Source organism: Alteromonas sp. H02 (genome assembly GCF_059682525.1).
Genome location: NZ_CM185021.1, coordinates 4,958,147 through 4,979,783, shown reverse-complemented (window position 1 = coordinate 4,979,783; position 21,637 = coordinate 4,958,147). Strand labels below are relative to the sequence as shown.

General features: G+C 46.9%; 24 protein-coding genes and 1 pseudogene. 16 read left to right on the top strand and 9 right to left on the bottom strand.

Going from position 1 to position 21,637, the window contains the following annotated elements:
* Positions 1 to 16 precede the first annotated feature (16 nt).
* The 3 genes from AC566Q_RS23050 to AC566Q_RS23040 are packed head-to-tail and all read right to left on the bottom strand — an operon-like array spanning position 17 to position 661.
* A complete protein-coding gene (locus AC566Q_RS23050; protein ID WP_499611583.1) occupies positions 17 to 334 on the bottom strand; it encodes a DUF1801 domain-containing protein in 318 nt (105 codons plus the stop codon).
* Positions 335 to 337: 3 nt separating this feature from the next.
* The gene (locus tag AC566Q_RS23045) at positions 338 to 475 is read right to left on the bottom strand and encodes a hypothetical protein (protein ID WP_198033587.1); all 138 of its coding nucleotides are present in this window, start codon (positions 473 to 475) and stop codon (positions 338 to 340) included.
* Between the two features lie 45 nt (positions 476 to 520).
* Positions 521 to 661 carry a hypothetical protein gene (locus tag AC566Q_RS23040; protein WP_020745969.1) on the bottom strand — a complete coding sequence of 47 codons (141 nt, stop codon included), beginning with the start codon at positions 659 to 661 and terminating at the stop codon, positions 521 to 523.
* Between the two features lie 133 nt (positions 662 to 794).
* On the opposite strand from AC566Q_RS23040, the gene tnpA reads away from it, so the two are divergent.
* From tnpA to tnpC, 3 genes are read left to right on the top strand one after another with little or no spacing between them, the layout of a single operon-like run.
* Positions 795 to 1,079: an IS66 family insertion sequence element accessory protein TnpA gene (tnpA, locus tag AC566Q_RS23035; RefSeq protein WP_126874056.1), complete on the top strand. Its 285-nt coding sequence runs from the start codon at positions 795 to 797 to the stop codon at positions 1,077 to 1,079.
* The gene (gene tnpB, locus AC566Q_RS23030) at positions 1,079 to 1,414 is read left to right on the top strand and encodes an IS66 family insertion sequence element accessory protein TnpB (protein ID WP_499611571.1); all 336 of its coding nucleotides are present in this window, start codon (positions 1,079 to 1,081) and stop codon (positions 1,412 to 1,414) included. The genes tnpA and tnpB overlap by 1 nt, the downstream gene beginning before the upstream one ends.
* A gap of 23 nt (positions 1,415 to 1,437) precedes the next feature.
* Positions 1,438 to 2,994, top strand: a complete 1,557-nt coding sequence (tnpC, locus tag AC566Q_RS23025) for an IS66 family transposase (protein ID WP_499611566.1) — start codon at positions 1,438 to 1,440, stop codon at positions 2,992 to 2,994.
* On the opposite strand, the gene AC566Q_RS23020 is transcribed toward tnpC, so the two are convergent.
* Entirely contained in the window at positions 2,977 to 3,255 is a 279-nt protein-coding gene (locus AC566Q_RS23020) for a BLUF domain-containing protein (protein WP_499611560.1), read from the bottom strand. The two genes, tnpC and AC566Q_RS23020, sit on opposite strands and share 18 nt — an antisense overlap.
* Positions 3,256 to 3,362: 107 nt before the next feature.
* Between AC566Q_RS23020 and AC566Q_RS23015 the strand changes: the two genes are divergently transcribed.
* From AC566Q_RS23015 to AC566Q_RS22970, 10 genes are all read left to right on the top strand, one after another.
* Positions 3,363 to 5,156, top strand: a complete 1,794-nt coding sequence (locus AC566Q_RS23015) for a sensor histidine kinase (RefSeq protein ID WP_499611558.1) — start codon at positions 3,363 to 3,365, stop codon at positions 5,154 to 5,156.
* A gap of 413 nt (positions 5,157 to 5,569) precedes the next feature.
* A complete protein-coding gene (locus tag AC566Q_RS23010) occupies positions 5,570 to 5,875 on the top strand; it encodes a 2-oxoglutarate and iron-dependent oxygenase domain-containing protein (protein WP_024024471.1) in 306 nt (101 codons plus the stop codon).
* A gap of 196 nt (positions 5,876 to 6,071) precedes the next feature.
* Positions 6,072 to 8,195, top strand: coding sequence for a TonB-dependent receptor family protein (locus AC566Q_RS23005; RefSeq protein ID WP_020745975.1), 2,124 nt, complete (start codon positions 6,072 to 6,074; stop codon positions 8,193 to 8,195).
* A gap of 215 nt (positions 8,196 to 8,410) precedes the next feature.
* The gene (locus tag AC566Q_RS23000) at positions 8,411 to 9,574 is read left to right on the top strand and encodes an MFS transporter (RefSeq protein ID WP_100972757.1); all 1,164 of its coding nucleotides are present in this window, start codon (positions 8,411 to 8,413) and stop codon (positions 9,572 to 9,574) included.
* Between the two features lie 546 nt (positions 9,575 to 10,120).
* Positions 10,121 to 10,543, top strand: a complete 423-nt coding sequence (locus AC566Q_RS22995; protein WP_377939713.1) for a glucosaminidase domain-containing protein — start codon at positions 10,121 to 10,123, stop codon at positions 10,541 to 10,543.
* A 464-nt stretch (positions 10,544 to 11,007) separates the two neighbouring features.
* Positions 11,008 to 11,598: an MBL fold metallo-hydrolase gene (locus AC566Q_RS22990; RefSeq protein WP_499611553.1), complete on the top strand. Its 591-nt coding sequence runs from the start codon at positions 11,008 to 11,010 to the stop codon at positions 11,596 to 11,598.
* A gap of 67 nt (positions 11,599 to 11,665) precedes the next feature.
* Entirely contained in the window at positions 11,666 to 12,787 is a 1,122-nt protein-coding gene (locus AC566Q_RS22985; RefSeq protein WP_499610468.1) for an ISAs1 family transposase, read from the top strand.
* A gap of 79 nt (positions 12,788 to 12,866) precedes the next feature.
* Positions 12,867 to 13,136, top strand: a complete 270-nt coding sequence (locus tag AC566Q_RS22980; RefSeq protein WP_499611549.1) for a hypothetical protein — start codon at positions 12,867 to 12,869, stop codon at positions 13,134 to 13,136.
* 2 nt (positions 13,137 to 13,138) lie between these two features.
* Entirely contained in the window at positions 13,139 to 13,699 is a 561-nt protein-coding gene (locus AC566Q_RS22975; RefSeq protein WP_499611543.1) for a sulfite exporter TauE/SafE family protein, read from the top strand.
* Positions 13,662 to 13,907 carry a helix-turn-helix domain-containing protein gene (locus AC566Q_RS22970; protein ID WP_499617601.1) on the top strand — a complete coding sequence of 82 codons (246 nt, stop codon included), beginning with the start codon at positions 13,662 to 13,664 and terminating at the stop codon, positions 13,905 to 13,907. The genes AC566Q_RS22975 and AC566Q_RS22970 overlap by 38 nt, the downstream gene beginning before the upstream one ends.
* A gap of 31 nt (positions 13,908 to 13,938) precedes the next feature.
* Here AC566Q_RS22970 and AC566Q_RS22965 read toward each other — a convergent pair whose 3' ends face one another.
* From AC566Q_RS22965 to AC566Q_RS22955, 3 genes are all read right to left on the bottom strand, one after another.
* On the bottom strand, positions 13,939 to 15,255 hold the full coding sequence (locus AC566Q_RS22965) for a MipA/OmpV family protein (RefSeq protein ID WP_499611537.1): 1,317 nt from the start codon (positions 15,253 to 15,255) through the stop codon (positions 13,939 to 13,941).
* A gap of 372 nt (positions 15,256 to 15,627) precedes the next feature.
* Entirely contained in the window at positions 15,628 to 16,539 is a 912-nt protein-coding gene (locus tag AC566Q_RS22960) for a transposase (protein ID WP_499611506.1), read from the bottom strand.
* 214 nt (positions 16,540 to 16,753) lie between these two features.
* Complete coding sequence (locus tag AC566Q_RS22955) at positions 16,754 to 16,939, bottom strand: hypothetical protein (RefSeq protein WP_071978359.1); 186 nt, start codon at positions 16,937 to 16,939, stop codon at positions 16,754 to 16,756.
* 101 nt (positions 16,940 to 17,040) lie between these two features.
* Between AC566Q_RS22955 and AC566Q_RS22950 the strand changes: the two genes are divergently transcribed.
* Positions 17,041 to 17,604, top strand: a complete 564-nt coding sequence (locus tag AC566Q_RS22950; protein WP_499611501.1) for a GNAT family N-acetyltransferase — start codon at positions 17,041 to 17,043, stop codon at positions 17,602 to 17,604.
* A gap of 12 nt (positions 17,605 to 17,616) precedes the next feature.
* Here the strand turns inward: AC566Q_RS22950 and AC566Q_RS22945 are convergent, their stop codons facing one another.
* Positions 17,617 to 18,078 carry a hypothetical protein gene (locus AC566Q_RS22945; protein WP_499611496.1) on the bottom strand — a complete coding sequence of 154 codons (462 nt, stop codon included), beginning with the start codon at positions 18,076 to 18,078 and terminating at the stop codon, positions 17,617 to 17,619.
* 236 nt (positions 18,079 to 18,314) lie between these two features.
* Entirely contained in the window at positions 18,315 to 19,295 is a 981-nt protein-coding gene (locus AC566Q_RS22940) for an APC family permease (protein ID WP_499611493.1), read from the bottom strand.
* Positions 19,296 to 19,713: 418 nt separating this feature from the next.
* Here AC566Q_RS22940 and AC566Q_RS22935 point away from each other — a divergent pair, with 418 nt between their 5' ends.
* Both AC566Q_RS22935 and AC566Q_RS22930 read left to right on the top strand, forming a co-directional pair.
* On the top strand, positions 19,714 to 20,670 hold the full coding sequence (locus tag AC566Q_RS22935) for an IS1595-like element ISAma5 family transposase (protein WP_499608922.1): 957 nt from the start codon (positions 19,714 to 19,716) through the stop codon (positions 20,668 to 20,670).
* Positions 20,671 to 20,782: 112 nt separating this feature from the next.
* Positions 20,783 to 21,434 (top strand): annotated as a pseudogene (locus tag AC566Q_RS22930) (transposase zinc-binding domain-containing protein); the annotation flags it as partial.
* Positions 21,435 to 21,637 lie beyond the last annotated feature (203 nt).

Sequence of the window (21,637 nt, the reverse complement as noted above, 5' to 3'; positions counted from 1 at the left end):
AAAAGTGGAACAAGTTCTATTTTTTGAGGCTTTGATAAACCGATATCCAATCATCAACGCTCACTTTGCTGACCAACTCGCCAATTAAGTTGTAGGGAATGTGTTTGGGGTTTTTAAAACGGATACAACTTTTACCCATATCCAGCTTAGTAGGTACCGCTTCGGCGTAACGGACCCGAAACCAGCTTTCGAGCTCAGGCATTGCATAAATGCCCATATGATAAAAGCCATAATGGCTTTTCTGTGCCGCCAGGTTCATAAAGGGTAATGGCAATTCTGGGTTGCAATGATAACCGGCCGGGAACCGTTGATGGGGCACCACATAGCCAATCATGTTTTAGTTGATGCATTCGCTAAATCTGGCTGGCAGGTTATCCAGTATTGTCTGGCGTAACTGTGATATTACCCGCTGCTTTTCCACGGGTAGGGCGGTAATGTACTGGTCTACCGATGTGTAACTCTGTGCGTCGGACATAGTCGCTCCTGGCTAACTTAGGTTAGATTGCTTAACCACTATGCCTTAAAGGTTGTCCTGATTACCAGCAAGGTGTTGCAGGAATTGGAATGCCTGTCGAGGGCTCATGGTTTCCGGCAGGAACTCAGTCTGGCCCATCTCTTTGAGCAATTTAGTAAACTCGGCACTGCCGCCGGCGTAGCCCATTTTCCACTGTTTGAAAATAGGGGCGGTGATTTCCTCATAGCTGATAAGTAAGCGATCAATTTAGACCGTCTTTTCCCGGCGGAGCTACCCCGTAAAATGGTCCCCGTAGATTTTACTCACGGAGACTTAATCGATGGCAACAAAAAGACGTACACGCGAGCAATGGCAGGTATTGGTTGATAAGCAAGCAGCAAGCGAACTGTCGGTCAGTGAATTTTGTGCACAGCATGCGTTAACAGTATCAAACTTCTATCTGTGGCGTAAAAAACTGAGCGATGATAGCCAATCGCTTGCGCAGCAAGATAACTGGCTTGCCTTTGATATGCCAGCAAGTGCGAACCAGAGCGCAGGCTCTGCCTGGGAGATTGAACTGGCATTACCCGGTGGTGTGGTGCTGCGGATGAACCGGGCTGCCTGATGTTACCCTTATCCAATGGGCGTATTTGGCTGTATACCGGAAATACGGATATGCGCAAACAGTTTGATGGGCTGGCGGCACTGGTACAGGGCAAACTGGGGATGCAAGCGCATTGTGGTGACTGGTTTGTGTTTATCAATAAGCGCCGCACCCAGCTCAAGGTGTTGTATTACTACCAGGGCGGTTATTGTTTGTGGAGTAAACGGTTAGAAAAAGGCACCTTCGCCAAAGTGACTGACGGCAAAGCAAAAACCTCTCTCAACAGTGCCCAGTTACAGTGTTTGATTGATGGGATTTACTGGCAAAAAGGCAAACAAAACAGACGATTTAATTAACTGATTTTGTTATAATTTACGCCATGAAAACGTCCTCAGACAATCCCTCAAAAGATGCACAAATTGCGGCTTTATCCGATGAAGTTGCACAATTAAAGCATCAACTCGACTGGCTTAAACGCCAGTTGTTCGGGCGTAAGTCTGAAAAGGTGTTAGTGGATAATCCGGCGCAGAGCAGTTTGTTTGATGAGGGTGAGACACACGCCTTACCGGCAGACACCAAACCGGTGAAGGCCCATACCCGTTCCTCACAAAAGCAACGTCGCGACTCGGATGTGAATGATGAAGGCCTGCGTTTTGATGAGACGGTGCCTCAGCTGATTATTGATGTGCCTGCGCCTGAGTTACAGGGGGCGGATGCCGACCAGTATGATGTCGTGGATATCAAAGAAACCCGTCGCTTAGCACAACAGCCCGGCAGTTATGTGGTACTGGTGTATCGTCGTCAGGTCGTGCGTCATAAAACCACGCAAACCCTTAAGGATACCCCAGCCCCCATCAATGTACTGGAAGGCTGTTACTGCGATGTCTCACTACTCGCTGGGCTGATGGTGGATAAAGCGGTATATCACTTACCGCTTCACCGCCAACATCAACGCATGCTTGATAGCGGTATCACCCTTAGCCGGGCTACCTTAATCAACTGGATACAACAAGGCATTGAGCTGCTTCGGCCCATTGCCAAAGCCCAGTGGCAACACATCCTGCAAAGTAACATACTGGCCATGGATGAAGTGCCCATTAAAGCCGGGCGCACCAAAGGCGCGGGTCGAAAACCCGGACACATGAAACAAACTTACTTTTGGCCGATGTACGGTGACAGTGATGAAGTGGCCTTTACCTGGAGTCACAGCCGAGGCATGTTGCATGCCAAAGCACAGTTACAGGACTTTACCGGTACCTTGCTGACCGACGGCTATGCTGCTTATACCAAAACTGTTGAGCAGATAAACCAACAAGAACAACAGATTGTGCACGCTGCCTGCTGGGTACACATGCGCAGAGGCTTTGAAAAAGCCCTCGACAGTGAGCCGCAAGCCGCACAGCAGGCACTGGATATTATCGCTGCGCTCTACCGGCATGAAAAACACATCCGGGATAAACAATCAGACCTGGCCGATATCCATTCTTACCGGCAACAACACAGCGAACCACTCGTGACTGACTTCTTCCGGTGGGTCTACCAACAACGACAGCGCACTGATTTACTACCCAAATCCCCCTTCGCCAAGGCGCTTCACTATGCGCATGAGCGAGAAAGCCAACTCAAGGTGTTCCTGAGTAACCCCGCGTTACCCATGGACACCAATCATCTCGAACGGGCACTGCGGGTTATTCCCATGGGCAGAAAAAACTATTTGTTCTGTTGGTCTGAACTCGGAGCTGAACAACTGGGCATATTACAAAGCCTGATGGTGACCTGCCGCCTGCAAGGCGTGAATCCCTACCACTACCTCGTGGATGTATTGCAGCGTGTAGCACTGCATCCGGCCAAAGACGTACTCGACCTGACGCCAAGAGTCTGGAAAGAGAGATTCACGGACAAAAAATTAACGAGCGACTTAGATAAAATGGGGTGATCCGGGTCTATATTGATCGCTTACGCTGATAATAGTGATTTCGTCATGGCGGGGGTCATCAGCAATATCCAGGTAAAGCTCGTTAACGGCGCTGCGTTCGCCTTCCAGCGCCTGCAAAAAATATTGTTGTTCGTAAGAAAGCATACCGCAAATGCCCTCGGCCTGATTGTTACGGCGGGCGGTGTCGAGAATGGATTTCAGATCGCTAAGTGACATTTCCCGCGAGGCATGGCTGTAGTACACCAATCTCACTAACTTCATTTTTACTTTCCTTTTTTCTAAACGGCGCAATTGTTTGCGTAACTGCAGGCAACGACTATCTTTCAAATATAGCAGAGTTTTCAGAAACGGTAGTGTTGGGTAAATGTATGGAAAATCCAGTGTTTTTGGTTGGTCAGAGTCCAGACTTAGCGGCATTTTTGCCGGATAACACAATGCACTGCGAAAAATTAACCAGCCTGAGAAACGCTAAAAAGACACTGCGCAGTTGTAAGCCCTCACTGGTTATACTCTGTGTAGGCTCCGATGATGATATTTCCCTCTGTCAGTCGGTAGCCCAGTATATTCGTCAGGGGCTGGTTAACCAGGATACCCGTATCATTCTTATGCATAACCCCACTCAGCAACTGGACGAAGTAGTCTGGCTGGAAGAGTACCAAATCAATGCCTGTTTAACGGCGTCTGAAGCGAAAGCCAAGTTTAATGCCAGTGTGCTCAAACGGGAGCTGGCCACTTTTGAGTATATTGAAAACACCTACCGTCAGCACGATGCAGAAACAGAATTGCTGGTGTGTATCACACGCTTTTCACGAGGCGACGAAAAGCTCACGGCGCTGCTTTCAACCTTCTCAAATGCGCTGGCGAGATTATGCCATGCCCACTGCAGTTTCGAAATTTACCTGGAAAACACATCGCGTTTTCGGGTGCGCGGTTCCGATACTGCCAGCAACGATCTGGCAAAAACTATGCAGGCATTGTTATCAGAGGGCGGGCTGCCGGCCAGCCTTGCTCAGGCCATTGAGGAACAGCACCCACAAATTCATCTGCTGGATGAAAGCGTTGGGCTGGAGCCGGTCACCCAACTAATTACAACCCATATAGGTAGTTATCTGGCATTCCCCATCGTGGTGTATAAACGGGTAGTGTGTTTATTGCTTTACCTGATCCCCGAACAGGAGATGGATAGGGTTTCCATGAAGCAGATTACGATTATCAATAAGGCCGCCGAGCAGCTTACGGTGTTGTTAGAGCGCAAACAGGCTGAGTCGAGCCTCAAGAAACAATATACCCGTCTGCGGGATACGCTGCTGGAGCTTAAATCCACTAAACAGGCATTGGCACACAACGAAAAGCTCGCCAGTATCGGGCGTATGGCAGCGGGCATCGCTCACGAAATTAATAATCCACTGTCATTTGTGATCAGCAACTTCTCCTCAATGGATAGCTATCTGGATAACATTATTCAGTTGCAGTCCATGCAGAGTGAGCTGTTAACTGCCATAGACATTCAGCAGGATCAAAAAGCGGCTCATCTCAAACAAAGTCTCAGTGAATTTGAGGAGCAGGCGGGTATACCGTTTATTTTGGAAGATATCAGAGCAATCGTCGCTGATTCTTTTAATGGTCTGCAACGGGTTAAAAATATCATTAGCGACTTACGCTCTTTTTCTCATAATCAGACCGGAGAAAAAGAGGTTTGTGATTTCTCTGTGCTGCTGGACGACACTCTGAAGATGATGCGATATGACCTGGACAACAAGGTCAGTATCCAGCGGGATGTTGAGTTTAATGGCGTGTTACATTCGCACTCCGGTCTCATTGAGCAAGTACTGGTGAATCTGATTAAAAACGCTGTGCAGGCAATGGAAAAGGCGGATACGGCTGAGCCGGTTATTCAAATAAGCGCTGCAGAGATAGATAATATGCTGCACATTCGAATTAGGGATAACGGCCCCGGCATGGCGGCCGACATCCAGCAGAAAATATTTGAGCCCTTCTTTACCACCAAACCCATCGGCGAGGGAACCGGGCTTGGCTTATCGGTGGTGTATAACATTATGCAGCGACTGGATGGTTCGATTCACTGCGAGAGCGAACCCGGTGTGTTTACCGAGTTTACTTTGTTGTTGCCATTAAAGCAGGAAAACGCGCAGGCTGATTGAGTTTTAAGGCGATTTCGGAGCATGCTTCAATTGGGTTTTACCGATAATTTTCCCATTGCATTTAACCGGCTGCCGTGTAGTATTTTATTTATACCATATACAGAGCAGGCGCGTGGCAACCACTTCGTTTTTTCAATCAATGAGTATGACATCACACCGCTTTACATGCGGTGTTTTAGGATTGCTGATCGATTTAATGTCGTTGCTCACGGTACTGGCTCACGGTTGTGTCAAACAGCCGGCGAGCATTCCTCACTTTAGTAAGCTTAATTTACTGCCATGCAGTTACGGCTTCTTCCACTGGTGCCTGGCCTGGTGGGCTGGTAACACAAAATCTCTTTAACTTAACTCATGCGTCTGCGCCTCGATTGAGCGGACGCGGCATTGTCACCCATTTTTTAAAGAGAGCAAAAATGACCTTACCTGTCATCCCCTTTTATCCACATCCTGCCCCGGCGCAGGCAATCCACAAGAGCTTAAGCCAGTCTGGGTTTATGCAAATCAGCGACATTGGTATAGAGCCGACATTATTAGCGGAAGTTTATGCGGTCAGCCGTGTATTTTTTACCGGCGATCAGCAAACCAAATCCCGCTGCGGTTATCGCTCTGCTCAGGAAAACTTTGGTTATCAGGGATTGCTGGAGGAAAACCTGGATCCCACCGCTCCGGCAGATATCAAAGAAACCTTCACTATGCGTAGCTTCGTCCTGGGAATTTGAAAGGGAACAGCCACTCCTGGATTCTCACGTTTCGCTAGGAGACTTGCTAGCGCCCTCTGAGTGGGCAATCATCTAGTTCATAAGCATTTTTGTTAAATAGATTTTATTCTTCGAATTTTTTGTTGATAAAAAAACAATTATATATATCATATACGAACCATTATCATTTGTATTTAGAGTATTAAAGGGTAAATTTATGAGAAATGTAAGTAGAGTATCTAAATTGGGTAAAGCGATAGCATTTGCACTAGCGGGACTGTCGAGCGCGTCCGCAATGGCGGCTATAGCGCCAGACGATATTGAGCGTATCACCATTAGTGGAAATAGCGATTCAACATTTCCACGCACCATGGCTGCCGTTGATTCTGGCAAAATCTTTGAGGGCAAAAAGACCTCAGTGGTAGAGCTTGATGAAATGCCTAACTTCATTGAGCCAAACTTAAGACAGATGTTTTCTACGCTGCCGGGGCTCTTCGTTTCAGATCAAGCCATCCCCAGTTTTTACAATGTGAACTACCGCGGCTTAGGAAACCCTCATGAGTCTGAGTTCGTGGGCTTTTTTCAAAACAATATTCCCCTAGCCGCAGACCTTTTCGGATACCCTACCATCTACTACATGCCGCCAGCACAGCGTATTGAGCGCATAGAATTCGTTCGCGGCGGGTCGGGTTTAATTTACGGTCCACAAATAGGGCCGACGGTAAACTTTATTACCAAGCGCGCAGAAGTAGGCCGCGATACGGGCTTTCGAACCGATCAAGCACTCGGGAGCAATGGGCTATATAGCACTTATAATGAGTTTGCCACTTCAACTGGAGACTTCGGTTTCTTTGCATCGGTAGACCACCGTTCGGCCGACGGCCCTCGAGATAATGAAGATTTCGATGTAACATCAGGCCACGTTAGTGTGGCTTATGAAGGGTTTGACGACATTCGCCTTGGTTTCGAACTTGATGTATACAACTCAGACTCTGGTGAAGCAGGTCGTTTGAGTACGACGGAATTTGAACAAGACCGCAATCAAACATTAACCCCATTCAATCGTGTTGAGATAGAACAAGTACTGGCTAATTTTACTTTTGCGCAGAAGATTAGCGATAGTGCGACGCTTGACGCGAATGTCTGGTATTCATACATGGACCGCTTTAGTCGCCGTTCTGGGCAATTTTCTGAGCCTGAGAATGAGCCTGCTACCACAAATATTGATCAACAAGAATTCGATAATTGGGGCTTCGACGCCCGTTATGCGCAAGCCTGGGGCGACAACAATGTGCTGACTGTGGGGACAACCTCTTACTGGGGAGATAGCCCAAGAACTCGTCACGTCAGTAGCGATATTCGCTCTAACCAACAGAACGCCGCTGACTTGCTATTCGATCAAGACCGTAAAATGACGTATAACGCCGTATTTATCGAAAATTTATTCAAATTCGATAAATTGAGTGTGGTACCTACCCTACGTTATGAGCGCGTTAATTACGACTTAGAAGAGTTGACTAAAAATCCAAGTCTAAACCGAGATCCTATCGACGTAGACGAGACTGAAAATGAACTGCTACTCGGTCTTGGCATGATGTATCAGCTCAACGAAATCAGTGAGCTTTATGCAAACGTTTCTGAATCTTATCGCCCTCAACGATTTGATGATTTGGCCAACCCCAATTCAGAACTCGCCAGCTCAAATGGCCCCGATGTTTCTAGTGCAATGAACTATGAATTTGGTTACCGCGCCATGCCTGTTGATGGTCTTGTACTTGACGTGAGTGCGTTTAGAATCGACTTTGACGACAAAATTGAAACTATTCAGGTAAATATCGCTGACATAGAGCGAGTGAACTCTGGCGACTCTCGCCATCAAGGCGTAGAGTTTAGCGTCGACTACGACCTTTTTGCGGGTCGTGCTGACGAAAGTTTTAGAATTTTTGCCAATGGCTCGTTGCTTGATGCCGAAATCGTCTCTTCCCTTAACGAGAGCCTGGTTGGAAATACCACCGCTTTTGCACCGGAGTATCTTTTACGCGCCGGGTTTATATACAACACGGAAAAGCTTGATGTCGCGCTTACTGCGACAATGGTAGACGAGCAATTTTGGCAAGACTCGAATGCGTCTAGAGGAACAGGCATCGATGAAATAGCCGCGCTAATTCCTTCCTATGAAGTTGTTGACCTGACCGCTGAATATCGTATCGATTCGCAATGGGCAGTATATGGAGGCATTAATAACCTTTTAGACGAGAACTATTATTCTCGCGTGAGAAATGATGGTATCGAACCTGCCCTCGAAAGAACCGTATTTGCAGGCGTACGCTTTCAAATGTAAATAGCAAAATTGTAAGCAAGCAGGGGCGATAACTTGGCCCTGCGGTGCGCGCTTATAACCAGCGTCTTTTCAGACCACCTCCACACTTCAACATGTAATAAAATCGCTCTTTACGACCATTTCTTTTTGTTTTACCTCGCCGTTAAATTCCCTCATATTCCCGCAAATAATTAATAGCCATTAGAACGCAGTTGCGGATTGCAGGGGCTTTAACGTTGGAAAACACATTGTCTACAGAGCCTAAAGTACGCATTTCAGCGCCGGTGATTGCCCTGGCAATGTATGCGATAGCGTCAGGCTATTTAATGAGCCTCATTCCACTTATGCTAACGCACTATGGCCTTGATACGTCGCTGGCCAGTTGGTTAGCAAGTAGCTTTTATGCAGGCCTTCTTCTCGGTGCGTTGGCCATTGAGCCTTTGGTTACCCGCTTGGGACACCGAAACGGATTTGTTTGGTGTTTAGGTACGCTCATCACTACTATTGCCATAATGCCTGCAATCCCTGACGCCAGCGTTTGGTTGCTTGCCCGGTTCGTTGCTGGCGTTGCCGTTGCAGGTGTATTCGTTGTTGTTGAGTCTTGGTTATTACATGGTAATGAAGCCGACCGCGCCAAGCGCGTGGGCCTTTATATGGGAGCGTTCTATGGTGGCAGCTCGTTAGGACAGCTTTGCCTTGGCTTTGTTGGCGTTCACGGTGTGATGCCTTTTGTCGCCATTTTTACTGCGCTACTTTTTGCTGTTGGTGTATTACTGCTTATAAAAAGCGATCAGCCCAGTAGCGCGGAAATCACACCACTATCGTTTAAGCAAATCACCAAGCTCAATCACGCTGCAATAATGGGATGTATTGTATCAGGGTTAACGCTAGGTGCTGTTTACGGCTTAATGCCCCTAGAGTTGATACAGCGAGGTATTGCTCATCAGCACTTGGGAGGATTGATGGCGCTGGTCATTCTTGGGGCAATGGCTGTTCAGCCTTTGATCCCTATGTTATCTCGCTATTTATCCAGAACTCTACTAATGGCCCTGTTTTGCTTACTGGGCGTTGCTGCTATTTCTCTTACACTGTCCTTTGCAGGTTTATATGCACTGGGCGCCGGTCTATTCCTTCTTGGAATGGCCCTATTTGCCCTATATCCGGTTGCCATCAACCTTGCTTGCGACAACCTTGATGCCCATTACATTGTGTCGGCTACTCAGATTATGCTTTTCAGTTATAGTCTTGGTTCAGTTGCAGGACCCATTATAGCCGATGGTTTTATACTGCGTGAACAAGGCCTGATGGGTTACTTATTTACTTGTCTCCTCGCCACCAGCATTTATATGCTAATCGCCAGTATTAAGCTGAAAAGTAAAGCAAAGGGCGTTTACGGCTAACATAGTTGCAACCCCTTTTTTCATTGCTGAGTGCACTTTATTAATAGATCGTTGTACACAAGACCGAGTGTGCACTCAGTTTGAAATTTTTACGCGATTTTTATACAGCGTACCGTGCTTATTTTCTATATTAAGTTTAACTTGTATAAAGTATTCAGGCGGTTAACCTATATTTCCATTAATTATGGTACAGCTTAAGTATCACAACGTTGACTAATCAAAAGGAAGAATTCAATTCTAAACTTTAAATATATTGTTTTTTTAGGCTCCGCACTACTGCTTAGTGTAGCTGTATGGTTTATTTTTTTCGCCAAGGAATTAGCACCTGATTTTACTGCCTACGCTGCTGGGCCAGAGCGCAAAACCGCGTTCTTCAATTATTTTACCCCTATAATCGTTGATGCTAATAAGCAACTAGCCGCAGATAGACGACAAATTCAAAAAATATGCGATAAGGGTAACAGTGACGCGGCCTCGCTAGAAAGTTACTTAACCAAGTATCGGATTGACGATGCCGATCTACAACAAGAGTCTGCTTGTCAATTATTGTTGCGTCGCGCGGATGTGGTGCCCGTTTCATTAGCACTCGCTCAGGCTGCAAACGAAAGTGCGTGGGGCACGTCTCGTTTTGCTAAACAAGGGAACAACTTCTTTGGCCAATGGTGCTTTACCAAAGGCTGCGGCATTGTTCCCCAGTCTCGTGATAAAGGAAAAGCCCATGAGGTCGCCGACTTTCGTTCACCAGCAGATTCGGTCGAAAGCTACATGATGAATTTAAATCGTCATGATGCCTACAAACCGCTTCGCACTATTCGCCAATCACTTAGGGAAAAAGGGTTTGTTATTTCTGGGTTACCGCTTACCCACGGTTTAAACAAATACTCTGAACGTGGTGAGGAGTATGGAAAAGAGTTGCGTGACATGATTACCTTCAACGATCTAACACGCTTTGATACGGCATCAGATTAGATGGCGGACCAATGCGGTTCGCCGTCGCTTTCCTATTCGCCTTAGCTTCCCTATGAAAACGTGATAAATCGTGCAAAGCACTAGTTGAAAAAGCGCCTCGCAACATTAAGACCATAAACGAAAACTATGCGTATATATCGTAAATTAAATTTATGCTCGCCACTATGAAAACAGACTCGACAGCAAAGCCCTACGCCATCATCGATAGAAGTTGCAAACCGCTTATCTATGTCACCTTTACAGGGCAACGTGAAACCCCTGAAAAGGTACGAGCTCAACAACGTATTTGGCGAATTATGCCATTAAAATCAAAAAATCCTAAATAATATAAACATATATTAATCAATGGCTTGTGTTTTTTTGGCGTGATTGTAAGCCGTTCTGGATAGCGCCCTGGCCAGCTGGCAAAGCTTTTGCTGTATCAAACTATAGACCTACTTTATTTTGATACAGAGAGCTGGCAAATGAGCAAAATTCAGATCACGCCATTTTTCCATGAGCCCACGTTTACCGTGACCTACGTGGTAACTGACCGTGCCACCAGCAGCTGCGCGATTATCGATCCGGTACTCGACTACGACGCCGCAGCCGGGCAAATCTCCCACGAGTTCGCTGACAAACTTGTCAATTACGTTGACAAAAATGGCTTAACACTGGAATGGATCCTGGAAACTCACGCCCATGCCGATCACCTCACTGCTGCCCCTTACATCAAGGAAAAGCTCGGTGGGCTGATTGGTGTAGGCGACCATATTCGCCGCGTACAATCCACGTTTAAAGCAATTTATAACCTGGAAAGCACATTTCTCACTGACGGCAGTCAGTTCGACCAGCTGTTTGTCGACGGGGAAGTGATTACGCTGGGGCACCTTGATATTGAAGTGCTGCACACGCCCGGTCACACCCCGGCCTGTGTGTCTTACTACATAGAAGATGCGGTGTTTGTGGGCGATACCCTGTTTATGCCGGATTACGGTACGGCGCGCGCGGATTTTCCTAACGGCAGTGCACAAACCAGGGCAAGATCACGAACATTTATTGACCAACTGAGTTAACAAGAGATATTACAACTGGACGAAATTTAGTGACTGTGATCTTATACTCTCTTTTGCGGAGAGAGTCATGGGTACAGGTGCATTTGAACAGCTTTTTAGTGAGTTAGAAGATCCTCGTCAATCAGCTAAGGTGGCACATTTATTCACTGATATTTTATTCCTTGTCGTGTGTGCTTCCATCGCTGGTGCCAAAGGCTGGGAAGACATTGAAGATTTTGGTGATTTACACTTTGACTGGTTTCGCGAGAAAGGGCTTTTCAAAAATGGACTGCCCGTTCATGACACGATTGCTCGTGTGATATCAAGAGTCGATAGCGAACAATTCCAGCGTTGCTTTATCGGTTGGATGCAGTCAGTCGCCGAGTTATCCGACGGGCAGTTAATTGCGATTGATGGTAAGCGGCTTTGCGGTTCTTACAATCGTGAAGACAGGCAATCAGCCATCCATATGGTGAATGCGTTTGCAGCCGAAAATAATGTGGTATTGGGGCAAATTAAGACCCAGAGTAAGTCGAATGAAATCACAGCCATTCCAGCCTTACTGAACCTGCTGGATATCAAAGGTTGCTTGATATCAATAGATGCGATGGGCTGCCAAACTGCTATTGCGGAGAAGATTGTAGAGAGTGGTGGTGATTATCTTCTTGCTCTAAAAGGTAATCAAAAGGAACTTCATGATGCCGTGCGCAATGAGCTTGCGGGTGCTGTAAACCAAGAAGTCATTTGTCTGGAGAAACATCATGGACGAGGCGAAGCAAGAGCGTACCATGTTATGGATGCGGCATCGTTAGTGAATAGGTTTCCTGAATGGAAAGGGCTGAAAACGATAGGCGTTACGTTAAGCTATCGGCAGCCAAAAAAAGGTAAAGCATCTTTGGAATACCGGTACTACATCAGTTCAGCAGCTTTAACTAAAGCACGCTTTGCCAACGCAGTGCGTAGTCATTGGGCAGTAGAAAACAGTCTTCATTGGGTCCTTGATGTCTCAATGAAAGAAGATGAATGCCAGATATATCGTGGCAATGCCGCCGAAATACTGTCAGGAGCGAGGAAGCTTGCCTTGAACATGCTTCGTGCGGAGACAACCAGAAAAACGAGTGTGCCACGGAAACAGAAGCGTGCGCATGGCAGCACTGATTACTTGGAAAAGGTGTTAGCGGCGGGTTTGGTAGCGTTGAACGAAATTTGAGCACTCATGCTCTCGCCCTGGTGCACAAACCCTTTATCAGTCTATCCGTAAAATTCTGGCCTTGCCGGAGGCTACCCGGATGTTTGTAGGGCATGATTATAGGAGCCCGACTCGGGATCACTTCGCCTGGGAAACCTCGGTGATTGAGCAGCGTCGCAACAATATTCATGTAAAAGATGGCGTCAGCCAGGCCGATTTTGTGGCCATGCGGGAAGCCCGGGATGCCACATTGGCGGTGCCTAAACTGTTACTCCCTGCCATTCAGGTGAATGTCAGAGCGGGCCAGATGCCACCAGTAGAAGACAATGGCAAGTGCTACCTGAAAATTCCCCTGACGGTTAAGCCGTAGCCATGTTGCTTACCTTTATTGGCGCCATTGTGATTGGTGTGAGTCTTGGCCTGCTCGGCTCTGGTGGTTCGATTCTCACCGTGCCGCTGCTGACCTATGTGGTTGAGCGCCCGCCTAAAGTGGCGATTGCGGAATCCCTGTTAATTGTGGGCGGTATTGCGCTGGCAGGGGTGTGGCGTCAGCAACGGGCCGGTTTGGTGGCTTGGCAGAAAGTGGTCAGTTTTGGCTTGCCCAGTATGGTTGGTACCTATCTGGGCGCGCAACTTTCTCAGTACTTCAGTGGTCTGGCTCAGTTAGTGTTATTCGCCGTTATTATGTTGCTTGCCAGCCGTTTTATGCTTAAGCCCATTAGCGTTGCTGCCAGTAATGAGGTGTCTCTGGTAAAGCTCATTCCGGCGGCTGTGGTGGTGGGCATGATTGCTGGCTTGGTCGGGGTTGGGGGGGGCTTCTTAATTGTGCCGGCACTGCTGGCGCTTGGCGGCGTAACTATGCGCCAGGCCGTGGGCACCAGCCTGGGCCGACGCCCTGGCCACCAGCCAACGCACCCTGGTACGACGGTTTAAACAACGTACCGGCGCAAGTCCGATCCAGTTTATCCAGAAAGTGCGGATCGAAAAGAGCAAGAATTTACTCGAAACCTCTCGCTTGTCCGCCGTAGAAATCATGCAGCGGGTCGGTTACCAGGACGACAGCACGTTTCGCCGTCTGTTCAAGCGTCACACCGGCTTAACCCCCAACCAATATCGACAGCGATTTGCCATGAAACGTTAATGATAGAAGCGTCTTTCAGCCGGCGGTGCACTTACCAGTGGTATTGCAAATAAAAGGTATTGTAGTTACTGCCGCCCCTGATACGACCGAACGCGGAGGAAGTCTGGAAGATCCCCGAACGATGATGAATGCTGTACCCCACCCAGAGGTTTTGTAACGCTTCGCTGCGGAAAATATCCCCGAGGTTCATGTCGATGGAAAAATCCAGGTAGTTGAGCAGGTTGCTGGGCCGAAAGCCTTTTTCTTCGAGTTCGGTTTTTTCGATGTAGGGAATTTCCGCCGCGTAGGAGATCCCTTCGGCGAGTCCGATACGCCAGCGGAACGGCCAGCGCACCGTGTAATAACCTTTCAGCGCCAAGACGTATTCCGGAAAGTTTTCCTGCACCGCAGAGGAATAATGGTAGACCAGGCCGGGGGTCACGTAGATCTGGATCGGTAAGGTCAATAACGTATCGGAAACCGGTATGCCGTAAAAAACCGAAGTGAGTTGATTGTTGAAAGGATCCTTTTGTGTTTGTCCAGCCAGGATTTCCCCTATGTTCGACGGCGTCGCCCAACCGTGAGCAAGGCGTAGGTACGGTTTGGTCTTGAGTAAAGCGTTGCGTGGTTTTTTCTTGTCGTTGAACAAGGCGATCCCGAAATACAACTCGCTTTGCGTATCGCGGGTGATGACGGGGTTCGTCGTCACGTCGTTTTCGAGCGACGTAACCGCGGCCCGACCGACAAGATAAAAATTACTCCACACCTGGTAACGCGCGTCGATCCCCACTTTAAAATCAAAACCGCTGCCCGGCTCGTAGAGGTCCAGGCCGTAGTAACGGTTGTTGAAATCGTCATCTTTCCAGCGCAAGCGCATGGAGGGATACAGATCCCAATCACCGCCCGACCATTGGTAATTGGCGACGATGTTGGCATGGGCCCGGCCTTTGCGATCGTCCAGTACTTCGAAATCGACGTCGAATTGGGGGGTAATCTTGTACTTTAATTGCAAACCGACATCGAACGCGTTGCCCTGGACTTCGTTCTGAAAATCGGCCGGGATATCGAAGAAGCGGTAACGACCGATGAAGCTCGTTTCGAGTGTCTCGTTCTGGTAAAAGCGCAACCCACCGGTCAAACCGCGGATAAAAAAGTATTCGTTATTATCGTAATAAATCAACGGGACCACATCGTTGACCGTATCGATGTCGGTCGTATACGGGATCTCGGCCGAGCGCACGCCGAACGCCAACCCCCATACGTCCGGCTCGCGGTTCTCCGCGAAGATCGAGATCGAAACAAATGAAATCAATAATGGGAAACTAGAGCGGATGCGGAATATTCGCTGACAACCATACTTTATAATCATTCACACTCTTCTACCGAATTAAATCTGATTTAACAGTTGCTGTAAGGCATAAGCAACCGCTTGCCGGCGCACCGCTTCGCGATCGCCGTCAAAAATCTTATTCTCCGCGGATTATAAGAAATATTAACGCTATGTACTACCCACTGTGTCAGATTATAAGAAATATTAACGCTATGTACTACCCACTGTGTCAGCTGTATTTAAGGCCAGTTGCACGTGTGTCAAATGGGTACTTTTCAGGAATCAGTGAAGTAGTTGTCATCAAGATAGACGCAATATAACTGGTCTTTGGTACTGAAATCCGCAATGAGATATGTGAAAGCCCTTACCTCAACATGTTGCATGTTCAAGTGATGGTCTGTTTTTTGTGCTTCATGCGCCAAAATCGAAGTCGCGTTGAATGATGTAGTCACTGAATGAGGCTGTGGCTGGTGGAGCTCGAAGTGGCGGCATTAGAGAATCGTTTTTTGCTTCAAGAAGAGTCTGCTTGTCAAGGTGCGCCAAAATCTTATGGATAACAGCCGGATCCGTAATACAAGTAATAATTTTGACGTTGGTTTTTTCACAAGCCTCACAGACTGTGATGTCAATATTGAATACTCTTTTTAACCTTTGTGCCCACGACATGCTTCGCGCATGGTATGGTTTATCTGAATCTTTCAGATGCTCTGCTAAGCGAGGGCTATTCTTACCGCGTTGTGAAGCCGTTACCTCGGCACGCACCTTAGCATTGGGAGCAAACACGCCATAAAACCTCGTAAGGTTTAGCCTCGGCACTGGCACCAGTGCCGCGAGCTTGCCTATGAAATCCAAGGGAGTAAAAAAGACATGTGTGGTACCGTCTTGATAGGGAGTTTTCAGTTGATATCTTACTTTTCCTGAATCGGTTAGACTCAATCGTTGCTCGCTTAACGCTGGCCTTGAGATATATCTGCATAGCCTTTCCAGTTTGTCAGTTTGATGGCTGTCTGCAAACACCCCAGCGTGTAAGCTAAAACCGTTTATTTGAGCTAATTGACCGTAATGTTGTTCGTCTTTGGCAGGTAAGGTTTGCAAGGCAAAGACTTTTTTGCCTGTATCTGGTCCTACAGCAATGCGGTAATTGACAGAGGCTGCTTGCAAGGGCAGTAAACTATCTTCGTCATCCATGGGTAAATCGAGAAATGTGTTGTCCATATCCCGTTGAACGAGCCCGGCCTTCTCCAAGTAGGTCGCGATGCGATGGCTAATGACATTCACGAGGGTTTCCATATCATTGTGGTTTGGTGCTTTACGTGACTTCAATTTTGGGGCGTAGGCTCCATTTACTGCTGCAAGAGTAAAGAAAAACGCTAGTAAATGGTGGGGCTATTCGCGCTTCACCCCCCATTTCCTGCACCAAAGGCCTATCGTCGCAAGACATTGCAAACTAACACGCCTTAAAATACTCCCACAATTCGATAATTCAACAAACCAATCTAGTCAAAAAGACAACTGTCATAGGGGGTAGAAAATAGCTTTAATCCGTCTTATGCTCGTCATCAATTTGCTTGTTCAGCAGGAAAAACGGGTTTATTTGACTCAGCAACACCATGATTTTGTTGATGCCCTTGGCGGGCATGGATTTCTCAGAACGGTACTTTTTAATGACGGTGTCAGCATTGATTCTGACAACGTCGAAATCATCAGCAAAGAGCAGTTGCATGCTCTCGGTGAAAAGTTCAGAAGTGCACTTTAGAGGCGTAAAGCTGTCAACCACAAAAACAATTTGTTATCATGGAATAAAACGACTAGAAGAAGAAAAACATGCCAGCAGCTCCTTTTCCCATTTTGACTTCAGAGCGTCTTATCCTTAATGAGCTTAAGAAGACGGATCGCAAGCAAATCTTTGAGATTTTCTCCGATCCTGATGTTACGGCTCATTATGATGTTGAGCGCTTTAAAGAAATCAAGGAAGCTGTTCAATTGATCAAATATTTCTCCTCCAGGTTTGAAACCCGAACCGGTATTCGCTGGGCAATACGTAAAAAAGGCGAACCTAAATTGATTGGCAGTTGCGGATTTAATAGTTGGAACGAATTCGATGCCAGCGTGATCCTTGGATACGATTTAGCACCAAAGCATTGGGGAAAAGGCTTCGCCAGCGAAGCTGTAAAGTGCATTCTGGATTATGTCTTTAGTGCAAAATTTCCTATCAAAATCAACCGGGTAGAATCTTTGATATTACCCAGTAATTTACCTTCTATTTCAGTAACCCTAAGAGCGGGGTTTGAGTTTGAAGGGGTAATGCGAGAGAAGTGTTTCTGTAATGGTGCCTTCCACGATATGAATCTTTACAGCCTGATACGCAAAGATTATGAAGCGGCATAACAGCGATAAGAGTCACTGCTTAGTGCCATTCTGAATGTCCATCAATTCGCTGGTGAGTTCTTTAAGTTTTTTCTGTAAGTGTTTTTTGCCGTCCAGTTGATAACGAGAAACCAATATTGCTGATGGGGTTTTCTTTAACGCAAAATCAATAACCAGGTCAAATTTTCCTGAACGTAAGGCTGTTTTGTTTAGAGGATGCAAAAGCAGCGCTTTAAGCAAAGGCCCGGTTAACTCCAGGCTGCGGTTTCCCTTACTAAACAATGCCAGTTTTTGTAGATCTGGCCTGGAAAGGGAACCTTGTGAGTTCTCAGCATTATCCTCGATAACAGCTAATAACAGACTTAACAAACGATTGTCCAACTGCTGATAAATACCGTCTAAATGAAAAAACAGCAATTCCTTAAAATTCTGCGCTATCAATTCTAATGATCCACTCAATAGTCCATCCGCTTTTAGAGGGTTGAGCACAGTCATACTGAATTCATTGTGCCGAACAAAGCAAAGCCACCGAGTGTTTGCCATTGCAGGGCGTTAGTTTGTGTGGTCGCCCAAATACATAGTACTAGTGCAATCGGTCCAGCCACAATGATCGCAGCATTAACAGACGGTTTACCGGCTCGCTTGCGAAGTTTAGGCAACGCAACAATCGATCCAACATAAGCGAGTAAACGAGCAAGAGTGCTTACTGCCGCCAACGCTAAAAAGTCGTCTCACAACGCAAACATAATTGCCCCAACTCCGTAAAATATAATCGAATTTGCTGGAGTACCCCAGCGTGATACCTTACCAAACCAAGCGGGCAACAAACCATCGTCAGCAAGGGATGGCGGCATCCGACTTGCCGACGTATGCCCTGCTGTCAAGTTAGCAAGCACGCTGACCACAATGGTGGCCGCAATTAGCAAAGCGCCTATGTCACCAGCATACTCACCGGCTAGAGAAGTAAGCGGCGCTTCAGGTCCGGTGCCCGCAATTGAACTATGGCTATATGCCCATTGCAGACCAAAATAAATAAGCGTCACTACTGCAATGCCAAATAGCAGTGCGCGGGGCATCGCGTATTTTGGATTCTTGGTTTCGCCAGCCGGAATGGTGGCGTTTTCAAACCCGACATAGGCGTATAAGGTCGCTAATGCGATACCTTCAATGGCGGTGAACTGAGGCAACACCACTGCTTCTTCATAGGTGGCAGCACCAATGCCAACGACAAGCAGTATCAATAACGGTAATAATTTGAGCACTGTCATCGCACCCAAAAACGCCACTACTCGCTTAATGCCAATCACGTTGATGAATGTCAGCCCGCCTAACACAACGATTATCAAAGTAACTTTTCCTGCTCCCTGACCAACAGCCGGCCAAAGCGCAGCGGCGTATGCAACCAGCACCAATACGTTAGCTCCCTGACTGATAAGGCGAGCAGCGAAAAAGGTCCAGCCCACCACAAAACCCGGATAGGCGCCAAAGGCGTCACCTACATATCGCTGTGGGCCACCGGAGCGATCCGTCAACATGGTGAGCTCTGCAAAACAAATGACGATGGCCATGACCAGAATACCGCCAATCAACAATAACCAAGGGGCGAATGTTCCCACCGCTGAATGGAGTGCTTCTGGCAAACCAAATATGCCGGCGCCTATCAGTCCGTTTACTACTGTCACTATACTCGCTCGCTTTGCCCCAATCGCCATTCTAGTCCCTAGTTCAAAACGACGCATTTGAGTACTGTAGCTCAAAATACCGTACAAACCTACACCGGCTAAAAACAAAGTGATAATGGCTAGTATCGCGGTAGTGATAGCGGTTGCATACTTACAAAAAAGACTCAACGCTAGCAAAGCATTCTACAATTATCTCATCACGGTGAAAAAATTAATCATGCAGAGAAGCCCAATTTGACGAAACAAAGAATAAGTATAATTTTCCAACCTTAGCACTTAAGGCTATTTGCATTCTGAGGTTGGAAGTAACGATTTAAATGGAAACGGACTAACATCCGTTTTGTGCAAAAGATGGTAGATTAAGCCAAGCTTTGTAGTTTTTTCTATTGGCTATGTTCTGCTAAATTGTTGCTATACTGTATATGAATACAGTTATTGAGGGTTGATCATGATCCCAGCACAATTTACAAAGCTTATAGCCGAGTTAGAACACTTAACAGATAGTCAAACCCGTTATGTTGAGAAGCTGCTGAAAGGCACTGATAGCGTCTCACAGTTGATAACAGAGCTTGAGGAGCGGATGGTTGAAAACCCTGAATGTCCGCACTGCCATAGCTCACTGATCAATCGGCACGGCAAGGTAAACAAGATGCAGCGTTATCGCTGCAAGAACTGCGGCAAAACCTTTGTAGCGACAACGGCGACACCGCTAGCTCGACTGAGGTACAAAGAGCTTTGGTTAGAATATATTCGCTGTATGCTGGACAGTAAGCCATTGCGTAAATGTGCCGAAGAATGTGGTCTCCACCTTGAAACATCGTTCAGGTGGCGGCATCGATTCCTAGCGCTACCATCAGCACTGAAGGCGAGCAAACTAGAAGGTATTATCGAGGCTGACGAAACACTTTTTCCCTACTCAGAGAAAGGCTCAAAACGGATGACTCGTCAGCCCCGCAAAAGAGGGATGAAAGCGAAAAAACGAGGGCGTTCAAAAGATGACTGGGTGCCCGTTTTAACGGTCAGAGACAGAGCCAAGAATACGTATGAGGCCGTTGTGCCAAGTGTTACATCGGCAACTCTGCATCAGGAGCTAGCAGGAAAATTAGAGAAAGACAGTGTGTTATGTAGTGATGGATATAAGCCCTACATAGCTCTTTCTGAGAAAAATGATTTAATACACAAGCGCTTAGACGTGGCGGGAGGTGTTAAGGTGATAGATAAAGTCTTTCATATTCAGAATGTTAACGCCTATCACAGCCGTCTGAAAGCGTGGATAAAACGGTTTCACGGAGTAGCCACAAAATACTTGGAACACTACCTGGGTTGGTTCAGGTTTATGGATAATCCAGAAAACCTTAACGAAAACAGGCTCTTTTCGATTCAACAACAGTTAATCCGAACATAGCCTTTCTATTTAAATGACTGACAAAAAACATCCTAAACCGGTCATTCAGCCAGTCGTAAATTAGCCCTTTTTTTGCCACACTCGTCGGTACATAATTCAGTGATGAACGAATGTGCTGGCAAAGCAACAAAGTGAAACATACAAGCGCCATCGACCGGAAACAACGCTACTCTATCAATTGGTTGAACGTTACTACCCAGATTTTACAGCAAACTTAGCCGACCAAGGCAAGTATTTACCCAAGTATGTTGAGCATGAGTTTGATGAGTTCTTGCGTTGTGGACGGCTAGAGCACGGCTTTTTACGCGTGGTGTGTAATGACTGCAAGCATGAAAAGTTAGTCGCGTTTAGCTGCAAACGCAGGGGGCTTCTGCCCTAGCTGTGGCGCCAGAAGAATGGCCGAAAGTGCAGCATTGCTAGTAGATGATGTGTTACAGGGTTATCCCGTTCGCCAGTGGGTATTGAGTTTACCCATTCCGCTTCGATTGCTTCTAGCAAGGTACCCAAGTGAACTGAGCAAGGTGATGCAAATCATTCACCTCGCCATTTCCACTCACATTGTGAACAAAGCAGGTCTTACCAACAAGCAGGCAAAAACCGGTGCCGTTACGCTCATTCAGCGATTCGGTAGCGCTCTTAATCTAAATATCCATTTCCACATGTTGTTCTTAGAAGGTGCAATAAGTGAAAATCCATTAAGTGGCACAACTTTTACCCGCATCAAAGCACCGTCCCATAACGACATGGTGGACCTAGTCCATACCGATTATAAGAAATATTAACGCTATGTACTACCCACTGTGTCAGCTGTATTTAAGGCCAGTTGCACGTGTGTCAAATGGGTACTTTTCAGGAATCAGTGAAGTAGTTGTCATCAAGATAGATGCAATATAACTGGTCTTTGGTACTGAAATCCGCAATGAGATATGTGAAAGCCCTTACCTCAACATGTTGCATGTTCAAGTGA

What these genes read in the sequence shown, in the direction of transcription:
- AC566Q_RS23050 (WP_499611583.1), bottom strand. Translation starts at nt 334, where the DNA reads ATGATTGGCTATGTGGTGCCCCATCAACGGTTCCCGGCCGGTTATCAT.
- AC566Q_RS23005 (WP_020745975.1), top strand. Translation starts at nt 6,072, where the DNA reads ATGAGAAATGTAAGTAGAGTATCTAAATTGGGTAAAGCGATAGCATTT.
- AC566Q_RS23010 (WP_024024471.1), top strand. Translation starts at nt 5,570, where the DNA reads ATGACCTTACCTGTCATCCCCTTTTATCCACATCCTGCCCCGGCGCAG.
- AC566Q_RS23040 (WP_020745969.1), bottom strand. Translation starts at nt 661, where the DNA reads ATGGGCTACGCCGGCGGCAGTGCCGAGTTTACTAAATTGCTCAAAGAG.
- AC566Q_RS22985 (WP_499610468.1), top strand. Translation starts at nt 11,666, where the DNA reads ATGGGTACAGGTGCATTTGAACAGCTTTTTAGTGAGTTAGAAGATCCT.
- tnpA (WP_126874056.1), top strand. Translation starts at nt 795, where the DNA reads ATGGCAACAAAAAGACGTACACGCGAGCAATGGCAGGTATTGGTTGAT.
- tnpC (WP_499611566.1), top strand. Translation starts at nt 1,438, where the DNA reads ATGAAAACGTCCTCAGACAATCCCTCAAAAGATGCACAAATTGCGGCT.
- AC566Q_RS23015 (WP_499611558.1), top strand. Translation starts at nt 3,363, where the DNA reads ATGGAAAATCCAGTGTTTTTGGTTGGTCAGAGTCCAGACTTAGCGGCA.
- AC566Q_RS22980 (WP_499611549.1), top strand. Translation starts at nt 12,867, where the DNA reads ATGTTTGTAGGGCATGATTATAGGAGCCCGACTCGGGATCACTTCGCC.
- AC566Q_RS23045 (WP_198033587.1), bottom strand. Translation starts at nt 475, where the DNA reads ATGTCCGACGCACAGAGTTACACATCGGTAGACCAGTACATTACCGCC.
- AC566Q_RS22940 (WP_499611493.1), bottom strand. Translation starts at nt 19,295, where the DNA reads ATGGCGATTGGGGCAAAGCGAGCGAGTATAGTGACAGTAGTAAACGGA.
- AC566Q_RS23020 (WP_499611560.1), bottom strand. Translation starts at nt 3,255, where the DNA reads ATGAAGTTAGTGAGATTGGTGTACTACAGCCATGCCTCGCGGGAAATG.
- AC566Q_RS22945 (WP_499611496.1), bottom strand. Translation starts at nt 18,078, where the DNA reads ATGACTGTGCTCAACCCTCTAAAAGCGGATGGACTATTGAGTGGATCA.
- AC566Q_RS22955 (WP_071978359.1), bottom strand. Translation starts at nt 16,939, where the DNA reads ATGCAACTGCTCTTTGCTGATGATTTCGACGTTGTCAGAATCAATGCT.
- AC566Q_RS22965 (WP_499611537.1), bottom strand. Translation starts at nt 15,255, where the DNA reads ATGATTATAAAGTATGGTTGTCAGCGAATATTCCGCATCCGCTCTAGT.
- AC566Q_RS22950 (WP_499611501.1), top strand. Translation starts at nt 17,041, where the DNA reads ATGCCAGCAGCTCCTTTTCCCATTTTGACTTCAGAGCGTCTTATCCTT.
- tnpB (WP_499611571.1), top strand. Translation starts at nt 1,079, where the DNA reads ATGTTACCCTTATCCAATGGGCGTATTTGGCTGTATACCGGAAATACG.
- AC566Q_RS22990 (WP_499611553.1), top strand. Translation starts at nt 11,008, where the DNA reads ATGAGCAAAATTCAGATCACGCCATTTTTCCATGAGCCCACGTTTACC.
- AC566Q_RS22935 (WP_499608922.1), top strand. Translation starts at nt 19,714, where the DNA reads ATGATCCCAGCACAATTTACAAAGCTTATAGCCGAGTTAGAACACTTA.
- AC566Q_RS22975 (WP_499611543.1), top strand. Translation starts at nt 13,139, where the DNA reads ATGTTGCTTACCTTTATTGGCGCCATTGTGATTGGTGTGAGTCTTGGC.